This window comes from Mycolicibacterium sp. 624, from assembly GCF_040548615.1.
Lineage (GTDB): Bacteria > Actinomycetota > Actinomycetes > Mycobacteriales > Mycobacteriaceae > Mycobacterium.
The window spans coordinates 132,803-146,648 of the sequence record NZ_JBEPRZ010000007.1 but is presented as its reverse complement, the minus strand read 5'-3'; the positions used below and the strand labels follow the sequence as shown (position 1 = coordinate 146,648).

Annotated in this window: 14 protein-coding genes; 9 read left to right on the top strand and 5 right to left on the bottom strand. The window is 66.1% G+C overall.

What is annotated here, in order from left to right; all coding sequences use genetic code 11:
- Nucleotides 1-25 precede the first annotated feature (25 nt).
- On the top strand, nucleotides 26-880 hold the full coding sequence (locus tag ABIA65_RS25515; protein WP_354525287.1) for a universal stress protein: 855 nt from the start codon (nucleotides 26-28) through the stop codon (nucleotides 878-880).
- Nucleotides 881-889: 9 nt separating this feature from the next.
- On the opposite strand, the gene ABIA65_RS25510 is transcribed toward ABIA65_RS25515, so the two are convergent.
- Complete coding sequence (locus ABIA65_RS25510) at nucleotides 890-2,365, bottom strand: gamma-aminobutyraldehyde dehydrogenase (protein ID WP_241400565.1); 1,476 nt, start codon at nucleotides 2,363-2,365, stop codon at nucleotides 890-892.
- A 124-nt stretch (nucleotides 2,366-2,489) separates the two neighbouring features.
- Between ABIA65_RS25510 and ABIA65_RS25505 the strand changes: the two genes are divergently transcribed.
- Genes ABIA65_RS25505 through ABIA65_RS25495 form a run of 3 tightly spaced genes read left to right on the top strand, consistent with a single transcriptional unit; the run spans nucleotide 2,490 to nucleotide 5,416 of the window.
- Nucleotides 2,490-3,011: an Lrp/AsnC family transcriptional regulator gene (locus ABIA65_RS25505; RefSeq protein WP_241400566.1), complete on the top strand. Its 522-nt coding sequence runs from the start codon at nucleotides 2,490-2,492 to the stop codon at nucleotides 3,009-3,011.
- Nucleotides 3,008-4,393 carry an aspartate aminotransferase family protein gene (locus tag ABIA65_RS25500; RefSeq protein ID WP_241400567.1) on the top strand — a complete coding sequence of 462 codons (1,386 nt, stop codon included), beginning with the start codon at nucleotides 3,008-3,010 and terminating at the stop codon, nucleotides 4,391-4,393. Before ABIA65_RS25505 ends, ABIA65_RS25500 begins: the two co-directional genes overlap by 4 nt.
- A 21-nt stretch (nucleotides 4,394-4,414) precedes the next feature.
- Nucleotides 4,415-5,416, top strand: coding sequence for an SMP-30/gluconolactonase/LRE family protein (locus ABIA65_RS25495; protein ID WP_354525286.1), 1,002 nt, complete (start codon nucleotides 4,415-4,417; stop codon nucleotides 5,414-5,416).
- Here the strand turns inward: ABIA65_RS25495 and ABIA65_RS25490 are convergent.
- The gene (locus tag ABIA65_RS25490; protein WP_241400569.1) at nucleotides 5,404-5,871 is read right to left on the bottom strand and encodes a MarR family winged helix-turn-helix transcriptional regulator; all 468 of its coding nucleotides are present in this window, start codon (nucleotides 5,869-5,871) and stop codon (nucleotides 5,404-5,406) included. The genes ABIA65_RS25495 and ABIA65_RS25490 overlap by 13 nt on opposite strands.
- 189 nt (nucleotides 5,872-6,060) lie before the next feature.
- Between ABIA65_RS25490 and ABIA65_RS25485 the strand changes: the two genes are divergently transcribed.
- The 5 genes from ABIA65_RS25485 to ABIA65_RS25465 all read left to right on the top strand — a co-directional run bounded on the left by ABIA65_RS25485 (nucleotide 6,061) and on the right by ABIA65_RS25465 (nucleotide 11,249).
- On the top strand, nucleotides 6,061-6,993 hold the full coding sequence (locus tag ABIA65_RS25485; protein ID WP_241400570.1) for a helix-turn-helix transcriptional regulator: 933 nt from the start codon (nucleotides 6,061-6,063) through the stop codon (nucleotides 6,991-6,993).
- 358 nt (nucleotides 6,994-7,351) lie between these two features.
- A complete protein-coding gene (locus tag ABIA65_RS25480; protein WP_354525285.1) occupies nucleotides 7,352-8,653 on the top strand; it encodes a hypothetical protein in 1,302 nt (433 codons plus the stop codon).
- 225 nt (nucleotides 8,654-8,878) lie between these two features.
- On the top strand, nucleotides 8,879-10,078 hold the full coding sequence (locus ABIA65_RS25475) for a D-alanyl-D-alanine carboxypeptidase family protein (protein WP_354525284.1): 1,200 nt from the start codon (nucleotides 8,879-8,881) through the stop codon (nucleotides 10,076-10,078).
- Nucleotides 10,079-10,115: 37 nt separating this feature from the next.
- Entirely contained in the window at nucleotides 10,116-10,613 is a 498-nt protein-coding gene (locus ABIA65_RS25470; RefSeq protein WP_241400573.1) for a MarR family winged helix-turn-helix transcriptional regulator, read from the top strand.
- A 261-nt stretch (nucleotides 10,614-10,874) separates the two neighbouring features.
- A complete protein-coding gene (locus ABIA65_RS25465) occupies nucleotides 10,875-11,249 on the top strand; it encodes a MarR family winged helix-turn-helix transcriptional regulator (protein WP_354525283.1) in 375 nt (124 codons plus the stop codon).
- A 44-nt stretch (nucleotides 11,250-11,293) separates the two neighbouring features.
- On the opposite strand, the gene yhjD is transcribed toward ABIA65_RS25465, so the two are convergent.
- Genes yhjD through ABIA65_RS25450 form a run of 3 tightly spaced genes read right to left on the bottom strand, consistent with a single transcriptional unit; the run spans nucleotide 11,294 to nucleotide 13,780 of the window.
- The gene (gene yhjD, locus ABIA65_RS25460; protein ID WP_354525282.1) at nucleotides 11,294-12,316 is read right to left on the bottom strand and encodes an inner membrane protein YhjD; all 1,023 of its coding nucleotides are present in this window, start codon (nucleotides 12,314-12,316) and stop codon (nucleotides 11,294-11,296) included.
- A 17-nt stretch (nucleotides 12,317-12,333) separates the two neighbouring features.
- Complete coding sequence (gene trpS / locus ABIA65_RS25455) at nucleotides 12,334-13,359, bottom strand: tryptophan--tRNA ligase (RefSeq protein ID WP_241400576.1); 1,026 nt, start codon at nucleotides 13,357-13,359, stop codon at nucleotides 12,334-12,336.
- A gap of 25 nt (nucleotides 13,360-13,384) precedes the next feature.
- A complete protein-coding gene (locus ABIA65_RS25450; protein ID WP_241405803.1) occupies nucleotides 13,385-13,780 on the bottom strand; it encodes a MarR family winged helix-turn-helix transcriptional regulator in 396 nt (131 codons plus the stop codon).
- Nucleotides 13,781-13,846 lie beyond the last annotated feature (66 nt).

The window sequence follows — 13,846 nt, the reverse complement described above, 5'->3', positions numbered from 1 at the left end:
CGGGCACGCGGACTTAGGAGACAACATGCATTTGACCGTCGGCTATCTGGCCACCCCCACCGGTGATGACGGCGTGGCACTCGCAGGCGTGTTGGCGAAGACCTTCGGCGCGACCGTTGACGTCGTTCTCGTCGTGCGCGAGGAGCTGCCCGACGGCCATCCCGGCCGCGCGCAGTACCAGGAGTTCCTGCTCGAGCGTGGCAAGGAGTGGATCAGCAAGGCCATATCGACCCTCGCCGCCGCGGGCATCAAGGCAGCTGCCACGGTGACGATCGGCGACTCGTTCCCCGAGATGCTGATGTCGTTCGCCGAGGAACACCACTCGGACCTGATCGTCGTGGGCGGTGCGCGGGACGGGTTCTTCGGCGGTCACGTGATCGGTCCGGTCTCCAGCGCGCTGCTGCACACCTCCTCGATTCCGGTGGCCCTCGCGCCACGCGGTTACGCCGAGGACCCGCCGGCCGCCATCACCGCGGTGACGGCGGCGGTACCGACGAAGGCGGGTGACGACAACCCGCTCCCCTTCGCCATCACCCTGGCCAGCGCCGCGGGGCTGTCCATCCGCATGGTGTCACTGGTATCGGCCGAGAATCTGGCGACGGCCGAGAACCTGGAAGACCTACGCGCACAGCAGATTGCGGCTGCGCGCGAGAACCTCGCGGTCGCCGATCGCGCCCTGCCGGACACCACTATCGAGTCGCTGGTGGCTGAGGGCATGACCCTGGAGTCGGCGCTGAAGAAGCTGAACTGGTCCGACTCGGAGGTGTTGGTCGTCGGCTCCAGCCGGTTCGCCGCACCCAAACGAATCTTCCTGGGCTCCACTGCGTCCCGGATCCTGGCGGGCACCGACGCTCCGGTGATCGTCATTCCCCGCGACTAGCGGCGAACGTCAGCGCTTGCTGAAGATGATGCGGTGCCAGTCCTTCTCGGCCACGGCGGTGATATCGCTCATCACGTGCTTGATGGTGAGATACTCCTCGAAGGAGTAGTCGCTCATGTCCTTGCCGAAGCCCGATGCGCCGACGCCACCATGCGGCATCTCGCTGATGATCGGGATGTGATCGTTGATCCACACGCAGCCGGCGTGGATCTCGCGCGAGGCCCGCTGCGCCCGGTAGACGTCGCGGGTCCAGGCCGAGGCCGCCAGGCCGTATTCGGTGTCGTTGGCCTGCCGGAGCGCATCGTCGTCGTCGGTGAACGCGCGCGCAACCAGGACCGGCCCGAAGACCTCGTCGCGGTAGATCTCGGAGCGCTCGTCGACGTCGGCGATCAGCGTCGGCCGGTAGAAGGAGCCGGGCCCCTCGGGTGCGCTGCCGCCGGTCACGATCCGCCCGCCCTCACCCGGGGCGCGGGCGACCATGGCGGCGACCTTCTCGCGGTGCGCCGTCGTGATCAGCGGGCCCAGGTCGGTGTCGGGATCGTGCGGGTTACCGACGACGATCTTGCCCATCAGCTCGCCGACACCCGCGACGAAGTCGTCGTAGAGCGGGCGGGCGACGATCGCACGGGTGGCGGCGGTGCAGTCCTGGCCGGTGTTGATCAGTGATGCGGCGACCGCGCCGTGGATGGCGGCGTCCAGGTCGGCGTCCTCGAACACCACGAACGGCGCCTTGCCGCCCAGTTCCAGCTGGGTGCGGCGCCCGTGCAGCGAGGCGGCGGCCATCACCTTGCGGCCGACGGCCGTCGAGCCGGTGAACGTCACCAGGTCGACGCCCGGGTGCCCGGCAAGTGCCGTGCCGACGTCGTGCCCCGCGCCGGTGACGACGTTGAGCACACCGTCGGGCAAGCCGGCCTCGCTGGCCAGCCTGGCCAGCGTCAGCGTCGTCAACGGGGTGATCTCGGCGGGCTTGATCACCACCGAGCAGCCGGCGGCCAACGCGGGCAACACCTTCCACACCGCCATCTGCAGCGGGTAGTTCCACGGGGTGATCGTGGCGACGACGCCGATGGCCTCGCGCCGAATGCTCGAGGTGTGATCGGCCGAGTACTCGGCGGTCGCCTTGCCCTCGAGGTGACGGGCGGCGCCCGCGAAGAAGTCGATGTTGTCGATGCTGCCGGGCACGTCGAACTCGGTCGCCAGCCGGACCGGCTTGCCGGTCTGGCTGACCTCCTCGGCGACCAGACTCTCGGCGTTCGCGCCGGCCAGCTCGGCCAGTTTGGCCAGTACCGCCGAGCGGTCCGCCGGAGTCGCCGTCGCCCAACCCGAGAGCGCCTTGCGTGCCGACGCGACCGCGGTGTCGACCTCCGTCGGGGTCGCCAGCGCGTACTCGTTGACCACGTCGCCGGTGGCCGGATTGATGATCTTGTGGGTTGGGCCTCCGGTCAGAACCTCGCGACCGTCGATCCAGCTGCTCGCCATCGTCATGCCACCAAGCTAGCCGACCCTCGACGGCGTCCGCCACGCAATACCGCAGCATCGGACACTCGAAACACACGATTTCAGATGTATCGGTTGCCCCTGACGACTGATTCCGTGCACAATCGTGGGCATGGACACCCCTGACGCTCGCCCCGGGTTGCAGGCCGTCTCACTCCGCATCAACCATTCTCGGCCAGGCGCGGCCTATCACCTGGACGAGCTGTCCAAGGCGATCGTCGAGAAGCTGCAGCAGGACGGCCGGCGGTCGTACGCGGGGATCGGCAAGGCGGTGGGGTTGTCCGAGGCCGCGGTGCGCCAGCGCGTGCAGCGCATGGTGGACGCCGGGGTGATGCAGATCGTCGCCGTCACCGATCCCATGCAGCTGGGCTTCGCCCGCCAGGCCATGATCGGCATCCGCTGCACGGGCGACACCCTCAAGGTCGCCGAGCAGCTGGCCGCCATCGAGTCCGTCGACTACGTCGTGCTGACCGCGGGGTCCTTCGACGCCATCGCCGAGGTCGTGTGCGAGGACGATGACGACCTTCTAGACCTACTCAACACCAAGATCCGCGCCGTGCCAGGAGTGATAACCACCGAAACCTTGGTTTACCTTAAACTCGTTAAGCAGCAATACAATTGGGGCACAAGATGACACTCATCGACTCAACGAACGACACCACTTCCAACCTGAGCGCCAAGGCCGACCGCCACCTGTGGGGACACTTCTCCCGGCACGGCGCTGGTATCACCCCGCCGATCATCACCCGCGGCGAGGGCGTGCACATCTTCGACGACAAGGGCAAGAGCTACATCGACGGGCTCTCAGGGCTCTTCGTGGTCCAGGTCGGGCACGGCCGCAAGGAACTCGCCGAGGCCGCGGCCAAGCAGGCCGAGACCCTGGCGTTCTTCCCCCTGTGGTCCTACGCCACGCCGCCGGCGATCGAACTCGCCGACCGGCTCGCCGGGTACGCACCGGGCGATCTGAACCGCGTCTTCTTCACCACCGGTGGCGGCGAGGCCGTCGAGAGCGCCTGGAAGCTGGCCAAGCAGTACTTCAAGCTGACCGGCAAACCCGGCAAGTACAAGGTGCTCTCGCGGTCCATCGCCTATCACGGCACCCCGCAGGGAGCGCTGGCCATCACCGGCATCCCGGCGTTCAAGGCGCCGTTCGATCCGCCGACCCCCGGCGGTTTCCGGGTGCCCAACACCAACTTCTACCGGGCACCCGAGCGCTATGACAACGACCCGAAGGCGTTCGGCCGCTACTGTGCTGACCGCATCGCCGAGGCCATCGAGTTCGAGGGCCCCGACACCGTCGCGGCCGTGTTCCTCGAGCCGGTGCAGAACGCCGGCGGCTGCTTCCCGCCCCCACCCGGGTACTTCGAGCGGGTCCGTGAGATCTGCGACGAGTACGACGTGCTGCTGGTCTCGGACGAGGTGATCTGCGCCTACGGCCGGATCGGTTCGATGTTCGCCTGCCAGGACTTCGACTACATCCCCGACATCATCACCTGCGCCAAGGGTATGACCTCGGGGTACTCCCCGATCGGGGCGATGATCGCGAGCGACCGGCTCTTCGAGCCCTTCGACGACGGTCAGACGGTCTTCGGGCACGGCTACACCTTCGGCGGGCACCCCGTGTCCTCGGCGGTCGCGCTCGCCAACCTCGACATCTTCGAGCGCGAGGGCATCAACGACCACGTCAAGACCATGGCACCCGCGTTCCGGGCGACCCTGGAGAAGCTGTACGACCTACCCATCGTCGGCGACGTCCGCGGCGAGGGCTTCTTCTACGGCATCGAATTGGTCAAGGACAAGGCCACCAAGGAGACCTTCAACGACGAGGAATCCGAACGGCTGCTCCGGGGCTTCCTGACCCCCGCACTGTGGGAGGCCGGGCTGTACTGCCGCGCCGATGACCGTGGCGACCCAGTCGTTCAGCTCGCGCCCCCGCTGATCAGCGGGCAGAAGGAGTTCGACGCGATCTACGACATCCTGCACAACGTGTTGAGCGAAGCCAGCGCCCGCATGTAGCAGGAGCGTTATCGTCGGCGCGTGCCGACGAAGCTGCGGAAGCCGCCGATCGACCCCGTCCGATGGAGGCCGCCGCCAGTCGACGCCCTCCCCGACCCGCCCGCCCGACCGGTCACAATCGTGCCGGTCGGCGGGATGGGCCCGGAGGACGTCGTCGTGGACGCCGAGGGTCAGCTCTGGACGGGTTTGGTCGACGGACGCATCGTGCGGATCTCACCCGATGACGGCGAGTACTCCGTGGTCGCCGACACCGGCGGTCGACCGCTGGGCCTGCATGTGGCCCGCGACGGACGGGTGCTCATCTGCGACTGCGACCGAGGCCTGCTCGCGCTGGATCCAAGCAGTGGCGTGCTGAGCACCCTCGCCACGTCGGTCGATGGCCGCCCACTGGGGTTCTGTTCCAATGTCACCGAGACCGCGGACGGCACAATCTATTTCACTGAGTCGACAAGTGCCGACTTCGGCTTCGAGAACTTCCTCGGCCCATTCCTCGAGGCGCGGGGCCGCGGGGGCCTGTTCCGCCTCGACGCCGATGGCACCGTCACGACACTCGTCTCGGGGCTGTACTTCACCAACGGGGTCACGGTGACCGCCGACGGGTCGGCGCTGGTGTTCGCCGAGACGATGGGCCGCAGGCTGTCCAAGTACTGGCTCACGGGCCCGCTAGCTGGAACCGTGACGCCCCTGGCGGTTCATCTGCCCGGCATGCCAGACAACATCTCGACGGGTTCCGACGGTCGGATCTGGACCGCAATGGTGACCCCGGTGAACACCGCCGCCGAGAGCCTGATGCCGCGGGCGCCGTGGCTCCGAAAGCTCGTCTGGCGACTCCCGGCTCGACTGCATCCGAAGATCGCTCCCGATATCTGGGTGATCGGGTTCGACCCCGACAGTGGATCCGCGGTCGGTGGCATCCGCACCACACACCCTGACTTCGGCGCTGTCACCGGCGTCGTCGAGTCCGGCGGGCGGCTGTGGATGTCGACCATCGAGTTTCCCGCCCTTGCGTACTACGAGCTGTGACGGAAGCGGTCATCAGTCTGGTTTCTCAAGCCGTCACTGAGTCGACTGGCGGTGTCCCCCAACGCGGTCATCCGGTCTCGGGTAAGGGAACCGAGGTAGTACTGCCGCACGAGATCGGCATAGGTGTGCAGCGCGAGCCGCAGATGATCCTCTCCCTTTCGGGTGATCCCGACGACGACGATTCGTCTGTCCTTGCGGCTACGGACCCTGCCCACCAGACCCCGATCCTCCAGTCGGGTCACCAACCATGTGACTCGACTGGGAGAGACCACCAAAGTCTCTGCCAGAGCCCCCATTCGAACAAGACCACTCGGGTCGGTGTTGAGCTGTTGAAGTATCTGCACATCGCGGATCGCGAGGTCGTGCTTGTCCGTGAGGGCGGTGTTGATCTCTCGGTAGAGCCGACTGGCCGAGTCCGCGAAGCGCTTCCAGCTCCACTGCTCCTCGTCACTCATCTCCAGGAATCCTCGACCCAGGACTTGCTCTCCAGATGCAGCTGCCGACATCGCGTTCGACACCTCCCTCGTCCACTGAAACGCCCATTGCGCGGTGTGGTGGGTCACCGCTGTGGAGATCACAACGGAGCCAGAGAATGCGGTCTATGCAGATTTGGACAACGGCCCGATGTCCTACACTGACGCTTTATGCAGGTGCCGTTCGCTCGGACGCAGATCGATCGACTCGAAGATCTATGCGACGCGGTCGACAACGCGGGACTCAGTGCCTTCCAGCTATCGCGCCAACCTCCCATCGGCAGTCTGGTGCACGCCGCCCACGACGGCATAACGCTGAGTTCTGGCCAACACGAAGGCCGGATACAGCTCCGCGGGCCACTGTCCGATGAGGAGATTTCCGTCTGTGTTGGCCTGCGGATGCCCAGGAGCCGACTCCTGCTGCGTGACATCGACAGCGGGATCGTCTGCATGCTTCGCCCCGGCGAAGAGCAGGAGGCATTTCACGATCTGGACACCCGCTACGCCGTCCTAACCCTCAGCGAGGAGACATTGGAGCGCGAGGCGGAGCGCCTTGGCTTACCCTTCTCCCGCAACGCCTTTCGGCGCACTCGCGTTCACCCGCAGTCGATGGCACCCGCACACCTCACGATGATCTCCGACATCCTGGCCCGCCTGCACCAGGCCGACAGCCAGTCCCGACTCAGCTCCGCCACGTTCGCCGATATCGTCGCGGCCCTCATCGGCCATTTCGCGCAGCGCCCCGAATCCCTGATCCTGCGGCCGCTGCGGCAACGCGAGAGAATCGTCGAGTCGACCCGTGCCCACATAGACCAGAACCTGGGTCAACGCCTCGACATCGAGGATCTCGCACGCCGCGCAGGCGTCTCCCGCCGAACTCTCACAAGGTCTTTCGAGGAAACGCTCGGCGAGTCACCGTGGTCGTACATCGCACGCATGCGACTGCACCGCATCCGGGCCGACCTGCTCGCCGCCGACCCGCGGACCTCAACGATCGCCGATGTGGCCAATCAATGGGGAATCAGCGAATTGGGTCGCATGTCGGCCAGGTACCGCACCCTGTTCGGCGAACTCCCGTCACAGACCCGGGCGCGAGGGGCCTGATGATCGCCTGGCCGTAGGCACCAGCCCGGTGACTCGGCGACGTCACGCAAACCGATGATCGTGTTAGCGGACGGCTGGCCGCCGGGCCAAACTGGCGACGATCGCTGGCTGAACGTGTTCTACTTTGTGGCGCGAAATGCTTCCATCTTTAACTATTCACCATTGTAGAACCTTGATTGCTACGTTGCACCACTCTGCGCTCTCAACAGGTGTTCCTCGGCCGCGTATTGATTGCCCACTAGTTATCCGCCGGCATGCATTCCGCCCATGATTGCTCACTGCTTGACGGCACTCAGGTTCTTCTCAGTTACGTTCGTCGCTGGCTCAAGCCCCTGTCCTGCCCAGCAAAGGAACCCACTTGCAACTCGCACTTCGCCCCTACGTCACCAGCGGCATAGCGCTGGTCGGTGCCAGCGTCATCGCGATGAGCCCGATCAGCCCCGTCACGCCCGATATCCACGTGCCGTCGATCAGCACCTCTTCAGTGGCAGTGCAGCTGACGGCGTCCATCGACAATCCCGTCGATGTGTTCCGGCCTGTCTTCGATCAGGCTGGCGCCGCCATCCAGGGCTTCATCAATACGCAGGCCGCCAACCCCTTTCCGGTCCTGAAACAGTTCATCAAGAATCAGGTCGAGAGCGCCACCATTCTCGGCGGTGTGGGCCGGACGGCGGGCGAGGTGCTCTACGTCATCGCCACGAGAATGCCCGCAATCCTGCAGAGCGCGATTGCCAAGTCGCTCGCGGGTGATCCCGCCACGGCGTTCGGTGACATCGTGCAGGGAATCCTGACGCCGGCGGGCGCACTCCTGGTCAAGATGAGCCATGTCTACTCGGTCCTGCAGCGACCCGTCGCGGTCTTCCAGGAGCTGATCGCAGCGTCCTTCAGTCGGCCACAGAACTTCATCATCGCCGGTTTCACGCACGGGGTTCCCCTGATACAGCAGTTCATTCGCAGCGGCCAAACAATCATCGACGCCGTCATGACCGGCAACCCGGTGACCATTCTGAATGCCGTTCAACACGGCATCGCGGATGTGGCCTCGAAGGCGATTTCGTTTGCCGCTGGCATGGCCGACCAGGTCCGGGTCATCCAGAACGTGCTGGTGCGGGCGTTCCAGGCGAGACCTCGGCTCCTGCCCAACCCGGCCGCGGTGAGCGCAGTGGCTGCCTTGGCGGCCGCTCCTGAGACGCGAGCGATCGCAGCGGGCCAGGATGATGCCGTCGTTGCGACGCCGGCACCTGATGCCGCGAGTGGTGACTCGACTGCTACACCTGTTGTGGATACAACGGATCCGACGACCGTCGTGGAGGCCATCGACGCCGAGTCCGTGGTGGTGTCAACGCCTGTCACGGATGCGACGGATACGACCGCCGAGGTGGCTGCTGAGACCGAGCCCGCAGTGGCAGAGGATGCCACCACCGTGAAGGACGGCAACAAGGTCGTGCCCGGTGTGGTGAACACGGGTGTGAAGGGCGGCGGCACCGCGCTGTCGAAGTCGATTGAGGCGGCGCAGACCCCGTTGAAGAACCTTGGCGCTCAGGTCAAGTCGGCGCTCGACAACGTCGCCCACGGCTTCGCCAAGCCCGCCGGAAGTGCCAGTGGCTCGGCGGACTCGACCGGAGCCGGTTCTGCCGACAGCGGCGGTGGCGAGGAGTAGCACCACCGCCTAGGCCAGTGGGCCCCCTCGATGAGGGGGCCCACTGCTTTGTGCGGTTGGACCTCGGCGACACGTGTCGCCGGATCAGTACACCGCTGAAGTGGACAAGTCCCCCAGCGGAGCCGAAGCGGGCCTAGCCGACTCCTGACCGTTTTCACATCAGTCACACACGTCACAGCGTGCCTCCCCGAAAATCAACGCTCGATCTCCTAATCTGCACACACCATGTTTGGATCCGTATCGCGCCGCGTGGCCTGCGTGGCCGCGGCTCTCGCCTTCGGCGCGGCTCCCGTGTTCGTCGGCGTCCCGGTTGCGGGCGCCGACCCGGACCCCTGCCCGTACAAGGTCGTCACCCCACCCGCCGTCGACTCCTCCGAGGTGCCGAAGGCAGGGCCGCCGCCAGCGCCGCTGCCCGTCCCGGCCAAACCGCTTGGCGGCGACGCACTGTCGGGGTGCGGCATCATCACCGCGCCCGGCACTCCCCCAGTCCCGGGCGACATCTCGGCCGAGGCCTGGCTCGTCGCCGACCTCGACTCCGGTGACGTCATCGCCGCCCGCGACCCGCACGGCCGACACCGCCCCGCCAGCATCATCAAGGTCCTGGTGGCGATGCAGTCCATCAAGGACGTGCCGATCAACAAGCAGGTCGTCGGCACCGCCGACGACGCCGCCGCCGAGGGCACCAAGATCGGCGTCAAGGACGGCAGCGTCTACACCGTGAACGACCTGTTGCACGGGCTGCTGATGCACTCCGGCAACGACGCCGCCCACGCGCTGGCCGGACAGCTCGGCGGCATGGACTCCGCGCTGGGCAAGATCAACGAGCTCGCGGGCAAGCTCGGCGGCCGCGACACCAGAGCCGCCACCCCGTCGGGCCTCGACGGCCCCGGTATGAGCACGTCGGCCTACGACATCGGGCTGTTCTACCGCTACGCCTGGCAGAACCCGGTGTTCACCGACATCGTGGCCACCCGCAAGTACAACCTGCCCGAGTACGAACTCGAGAACGACAACAAGCTTCTCGACAACTACCCCGGCGCCCTCGGCGGCAAGACCGGCTTCACCGACGACGCCGGCCAGACGTTCGTCGGCGCCGCCGAACGTGACGGCCGCCGACTGGTCGCGGTGCTGTTGCGTGGCACCCGCGTGCCGATCGCCCCGTGGGAGCAGGCCGCCCGCCTCCTCGACTATGGCTTCGCCACCGAGCCGGGAACCAAGATCGGCACGCTCATCGACCCCGACCCCTCGCTGACCGTCAAGGATCCGGCCACGTTGTCGAATCTCGAAGCGGCCCAAGACCTTGCGTCGGCGCTGCCACCCGAGGACGCCACCCCGGTGCGCGTCGGAGTCGGCATCGTCGGATCGCTGATCGTCTTCGCGCTCATCATGGGCGCACGGTCGTTGAACCGACGCCCCACCCACTAGCGCACCGCGAACACCGACACGCTTTAGCATGACGCCCATGGAGCGTCGTCAGCATCGCCGGTCGGCCAGTGATCTTCCCGGGCTGGATATCGCCGAACAGAAGTCGTGGCAGAACTATCTGGACGCGACGCTGCGCTCTCGTGCGGCGGTCAACCGGCAGTTGACCGACGAGCACCAGCTGCGCGTGGTCGACCTGCGGGTGCTGGACATCCTGGCCAAAGCCACCGACGGATCGGTGCGAATGGGCGATCTGGCCGAAGCGGTGGAATCACTGCCCGGCCGCCTCACCAAGCGGGTCCGTCGCCTGGAGGAGCGCGGACTGATGCGCCGCGAGACGTGTGCAGACGACAGGCGCGGCGTGCTGGCCATCATCACCGACGACGGTCTGGCACTGGTGGCCAAGGCGACCGCGACATATGGACGCAGTGTTCGCACAGATCTCCTCGGTGGGTTATCGCGTCCGCAGATCGCCGCCATCGAGGAGAACAGCCGGCGGATCAACACCGCCCTGAAGCCGTACCGTCCCACTGCGTAGTCCGCCTCCGGCGCAGTTCCCGCTTGCGAGCTACTCCACCCGGATGGTCAACCGACTACACAAAATAGAATGAGTTCGAATAATAATCGGCGCATAGACGGCCATTCCTCAGCGGCCCGGCGGTGTCACTAATTAGCGTCGCCCGCCATGCAGGTGGACACAGATCTAGAGCCGTCAACGTGTCATGTACTGGAGGCTGATGAGGCCGAGATTAGGTGCTGGCAACAGTTTTTCACCTCGTCAACGCGACTCTTGGCCACCTTGAACAACAATGTGATGGACGCACACGGGCTCACACTGTTCGACGTGCTACTGCTCGATTATCTCGCCAAATCGGACTTCGGGAGCGCTCGAATGCGCGATATCGCCGACGCATTCGCGATGATGCCCAGTCGGGTGACCCAACAGATTCGCCGCTTGCAATCTCAGGGCCTGGTCAGTCGCAGCCCCGATCCGGGCGATCGGAGGGGCGTGCTCGCCACCATCACCACTAGGGGCCGATCCCGGCTCGGACCTGCGCTGAAGACGTATGCCCGAGGGATCCGCGCGCACTACCTCAATCACATGTCACGCGAACAGATGATCGCGCTCGGCGACAGCTGCCATCGGGTCAGCACGGCAGGAAAGCGTGCATGACCGGTGGACTCCTCCTCTCCTCCGAGGAGGGGCCCACCTTCATGTCAGCGACGTCGCATCAACCGGGAAAGACCAAGCGCGCCAAGCGCACCGGCGACCACCGCCGTCACCGCACCCGCCACGCCGAGCCCCTCCCGCACCTGCACGCGAGTGGTGATCTGCGCCGGGCTGGGCGGCTCGACGGGCGCCACCTCCAGGTTGTCCCTCGACGTGGCTGCCCACGCGGTCGCGAACAGGATCAGCCGGGCAGTGATGTAGGCGAACACCATCAAGCCCAGAACGGGACCGAACGTCGCACCGGCGGGGCCGGTCACCACCGACTTCAGGTAGATCGAGGCGACCTGTTTGAAGATCTCGAAGCCGACGGCGGCCAGCAGTCCGGCCCGTACCGAACTGCGGAAGCTCACGGATGCCCGCGGCAGCCGGGCGATGATCCAGGTGAACAGCAGCCAGGACACCATCAGCGATAGCACCAGCGAGATCACCCGCAGCACCACAGCCAATGCCGGAAAGTCCGGGATGCCAAGCCAATCGAGGACGTTATTGATGAGGTCCGAACTGCCAAGTGCCGTCAGTGCGATCGTCAGCGCGATGGCAAGAAACGCCGACATGAGTGCGCCAAGGTCGGACAGCTTCGACTTGACGAAGTTCCCGGGTTCCGGTCGTTGTTCCCACATCGCGCTGAGCGCCTCGCGCAGATTGGCCATCCAGCCCAGTCCGGCCCACGCGGCGGTGGCCAGGCCGATGACGCCCACCGACGTGCGCGACTCGATAGCGGAGTCCATCAGGTTGACTAATTGGGTGCCGAGGTCGCCGGAGACCGCCGACTTGATCCGGCTCTCGATCTCGGCGAGCAGTTCCGGATTGCGGGACAGCACGAAGCCGCCGACGGCGAATCCCACCATGAGCAGTGGGAACAACGCGAAGATCGTGAAGTAGGTGATTCCGGCGGCGTAGAAATTGCCGTTGCTGTCGGTGTAGCGCTGCTGGGCCCGCATCACACGGTCAAGCCACCCGAATCTGGCCCGCAGCCGGTCGAGCACTCCCGGTTCGGCCGGCTCGGTCATACCAGCCTCCTGGGGTGTCAGTGGGTTTGCCGCAAGAACCCTAACCGGTCGTATACCCGCTGCACCGTCTTCGCAGACACCTCTCGCGCACGTTGCGCGCCCGCGGCCAGAACGCTCTCGAGTTCGGCCGGGTCGGCCAGCAGTTCGTCGACCCGAGCCTTGATCGGCGTGACGAATTCCACGACGGCGTCGGCGGTCTCCTTCTTCAGGTCGCCGTAGCCGCGTCCGACGTATCCGTCGACCAGCTTGTCGATGCTGGCCCCGGTGACCGCCGACTGGATGGTCAGCAGGTTCGATACACCGGGCTTGGCCTGCTGGTCGAAGCGGATCTCGCGCTCGCTGTCGGTGACCGCCGAACGGATCTTCTTGGCGGTCTTGGCCGGATCGTCCAGCAGGGCGATCAACCCGGTGTCGGTGGCCGCGGACTTGCTCATCTTGGCGGTCGGATCCTGCAGGTCGAAGATCTTGGCGGCGGCCTTCGGAATCATCGCCTCGGGCACGACGAAGGTGCCCGGGAAGCGCGCGTTGACGCGCTGCGCCACGTCGCGCGACAGCTCCAGGTGCTGGCGCTGATCCTCGCCGACGGGCACCAGATCGGTGTCGTAGGCCAGGATGTCGGCGGCCATCAGCACCGGATAGGTGAACAGCCCCACCGTGGTCGCGTCAGCGCCCTGCTTGGCCGACTTGTCCTTGAACTGGGTCATCCGCGACGCCTGCCCGAAACCAGTGAAACACCCGAGCACCCAAGCCAATTGGGTGTGCGCCGGCACGTGACTCTGCACGAAGATGGTGCTGCGGGCGGGGTCGATGCCCAGCGCCAGATACTGCGCGGCGGTCACCAGCGTGCGCTTGCGCAGCACGGCCGGGTCCAGGTCGGTCGGAATGGTGATCGCGTGCAGGTCGACGACGCAGAAGAACGCCTCGTAGTCGTCCTGCATGCCCACCCACTGGTTCACCGCGCCCAGGGCGTTGCCGAGGTGCATGGAGTCGGATGTGGGTTGGGCGCCGGAGAAGACGACGCGCTTGCTGTCGCTCGTGCTCATGATGGGTCGATCTTCTCATTCCGGGTCATTCGATTTCGTCACGGGCCAGTCGTCGCAGCACCCGCAGGAACACCCGGCGCTCGTCGGCGTCCAACTCCCCCAGCCAGCGCTCCTCGCCACGTTGAATCTCGGCCTGCGCGGCGTCCTTGACCGCCCGGCCGGACTCCGTGATCGCCAGCAACCGCACCCGCCGATCGTCGGGATCGGGATGGCGCTCGATGTGACCGTCGGCCTGCAGCTCATCCAGGGTGCGGATGATGCGGGTCTTGTCGGCGCCGATCGCCTCGGCCAGCGCGGACTGAGAGCGCATCGCCCCTCGATCCAGCGCCAACAGCACCACATACCCCCACATCGACAGTCCGTGGGAGGCCAGCACCGGGCTCTCGGCCGCGATGAGATCGCGCATGAGTGGGGCAAGCATCGCCGCCAGATCGGGGCGTCGGGATGAACCGCTCGCGGACACCGCGCCATCGTAGGCATTGCAAAA

What these genes read in the sequence shown, in the direction of transcription:
- ABIA65_RS25515 (WP_354525287.1), top strand. Translation starts at nt 26, where the DNA reads ATGCATTTGACCGTCGGCTATCTGGCCACCCCCACCGGTGATGACGGC.
- ABIA65_RS25510 (WP_241400565.1), bottom strand. Translation starts at nt 2,365, where the DNA reads ATGACGATGGCGAGCAGCTGGATCGACGGTCGCGAGGTTCTGACCGGA.
- ABIA65_RS25505 (WP_241400566.1), top strand. Translation starts at nt 2,490, where the DNA reads ATGGACACCCCTGACGCTCGCCCCGGGTTGCAGGCCGTCTCACTCCGC.
- ABIA65_RS25500 (WP_241400567.1), top strand. Translation starts at nt 3,008, where the DNA reads ATGACACTCATCGACTCAACGAACGACACCACTTCCAACCTGAGCGCC.
- ABIA65_RS25490 (WP_241400569.1), bottom strand. Translation starts at nt 5,871, where the DNA reads ATGAGTGACGAGGAGCAGTGGAGCTGGAAGCGCTTCGCGGACTCGGCC.
- ABIA65_RS25485 (WP_241400570.1), top strand. Translation starts at nt 6,061, where the DNA reads ATGCAGGTGCCGTTCGCTCGGACGCAGATCGATCGACTCGAAGATCTA.
- ABIA65_RS25475 (WP_354525284.1), top strand. Translation starts at nt 8,879, where the DNA reads ATGTTTGGATCCGTATCGCGCCGCGTGGCCTGCGTGGCCGCGGCTCTC.
- ABIA65_RS25470 (WP_241400573.1), top strand. Translation starts at nt 10,116, where the DNA reads ATGGAGCGTCGTCAGCATCGCCGGTCGGCCAGTGATCTTCCCGGGCTG.
- yhjD (WP_354525282.1), bottom strand. Translation starts at nt 12,316, where the DNA reads ATGACCGAGCCGGCCGAACCGGGAGTGCTCGACCGGCTGCGGGCCAGA.
- trpS (WP_241400576.1), bottom strand. Translation starts at nt 13,359, where the DNA reads ATGAGCACGAGCGACAGCAAGCGCGTCGTCTTCTCCGGCGCCCAACCC.
- ABIA65_RS25450 (WP_241405803.1), bottom strand. Translation starts at nt 13,780, where the DNA reads ATGCTTGCCCCACTCATGCGCGATCTCATCGCGGCCGAGAGCCCGGTG.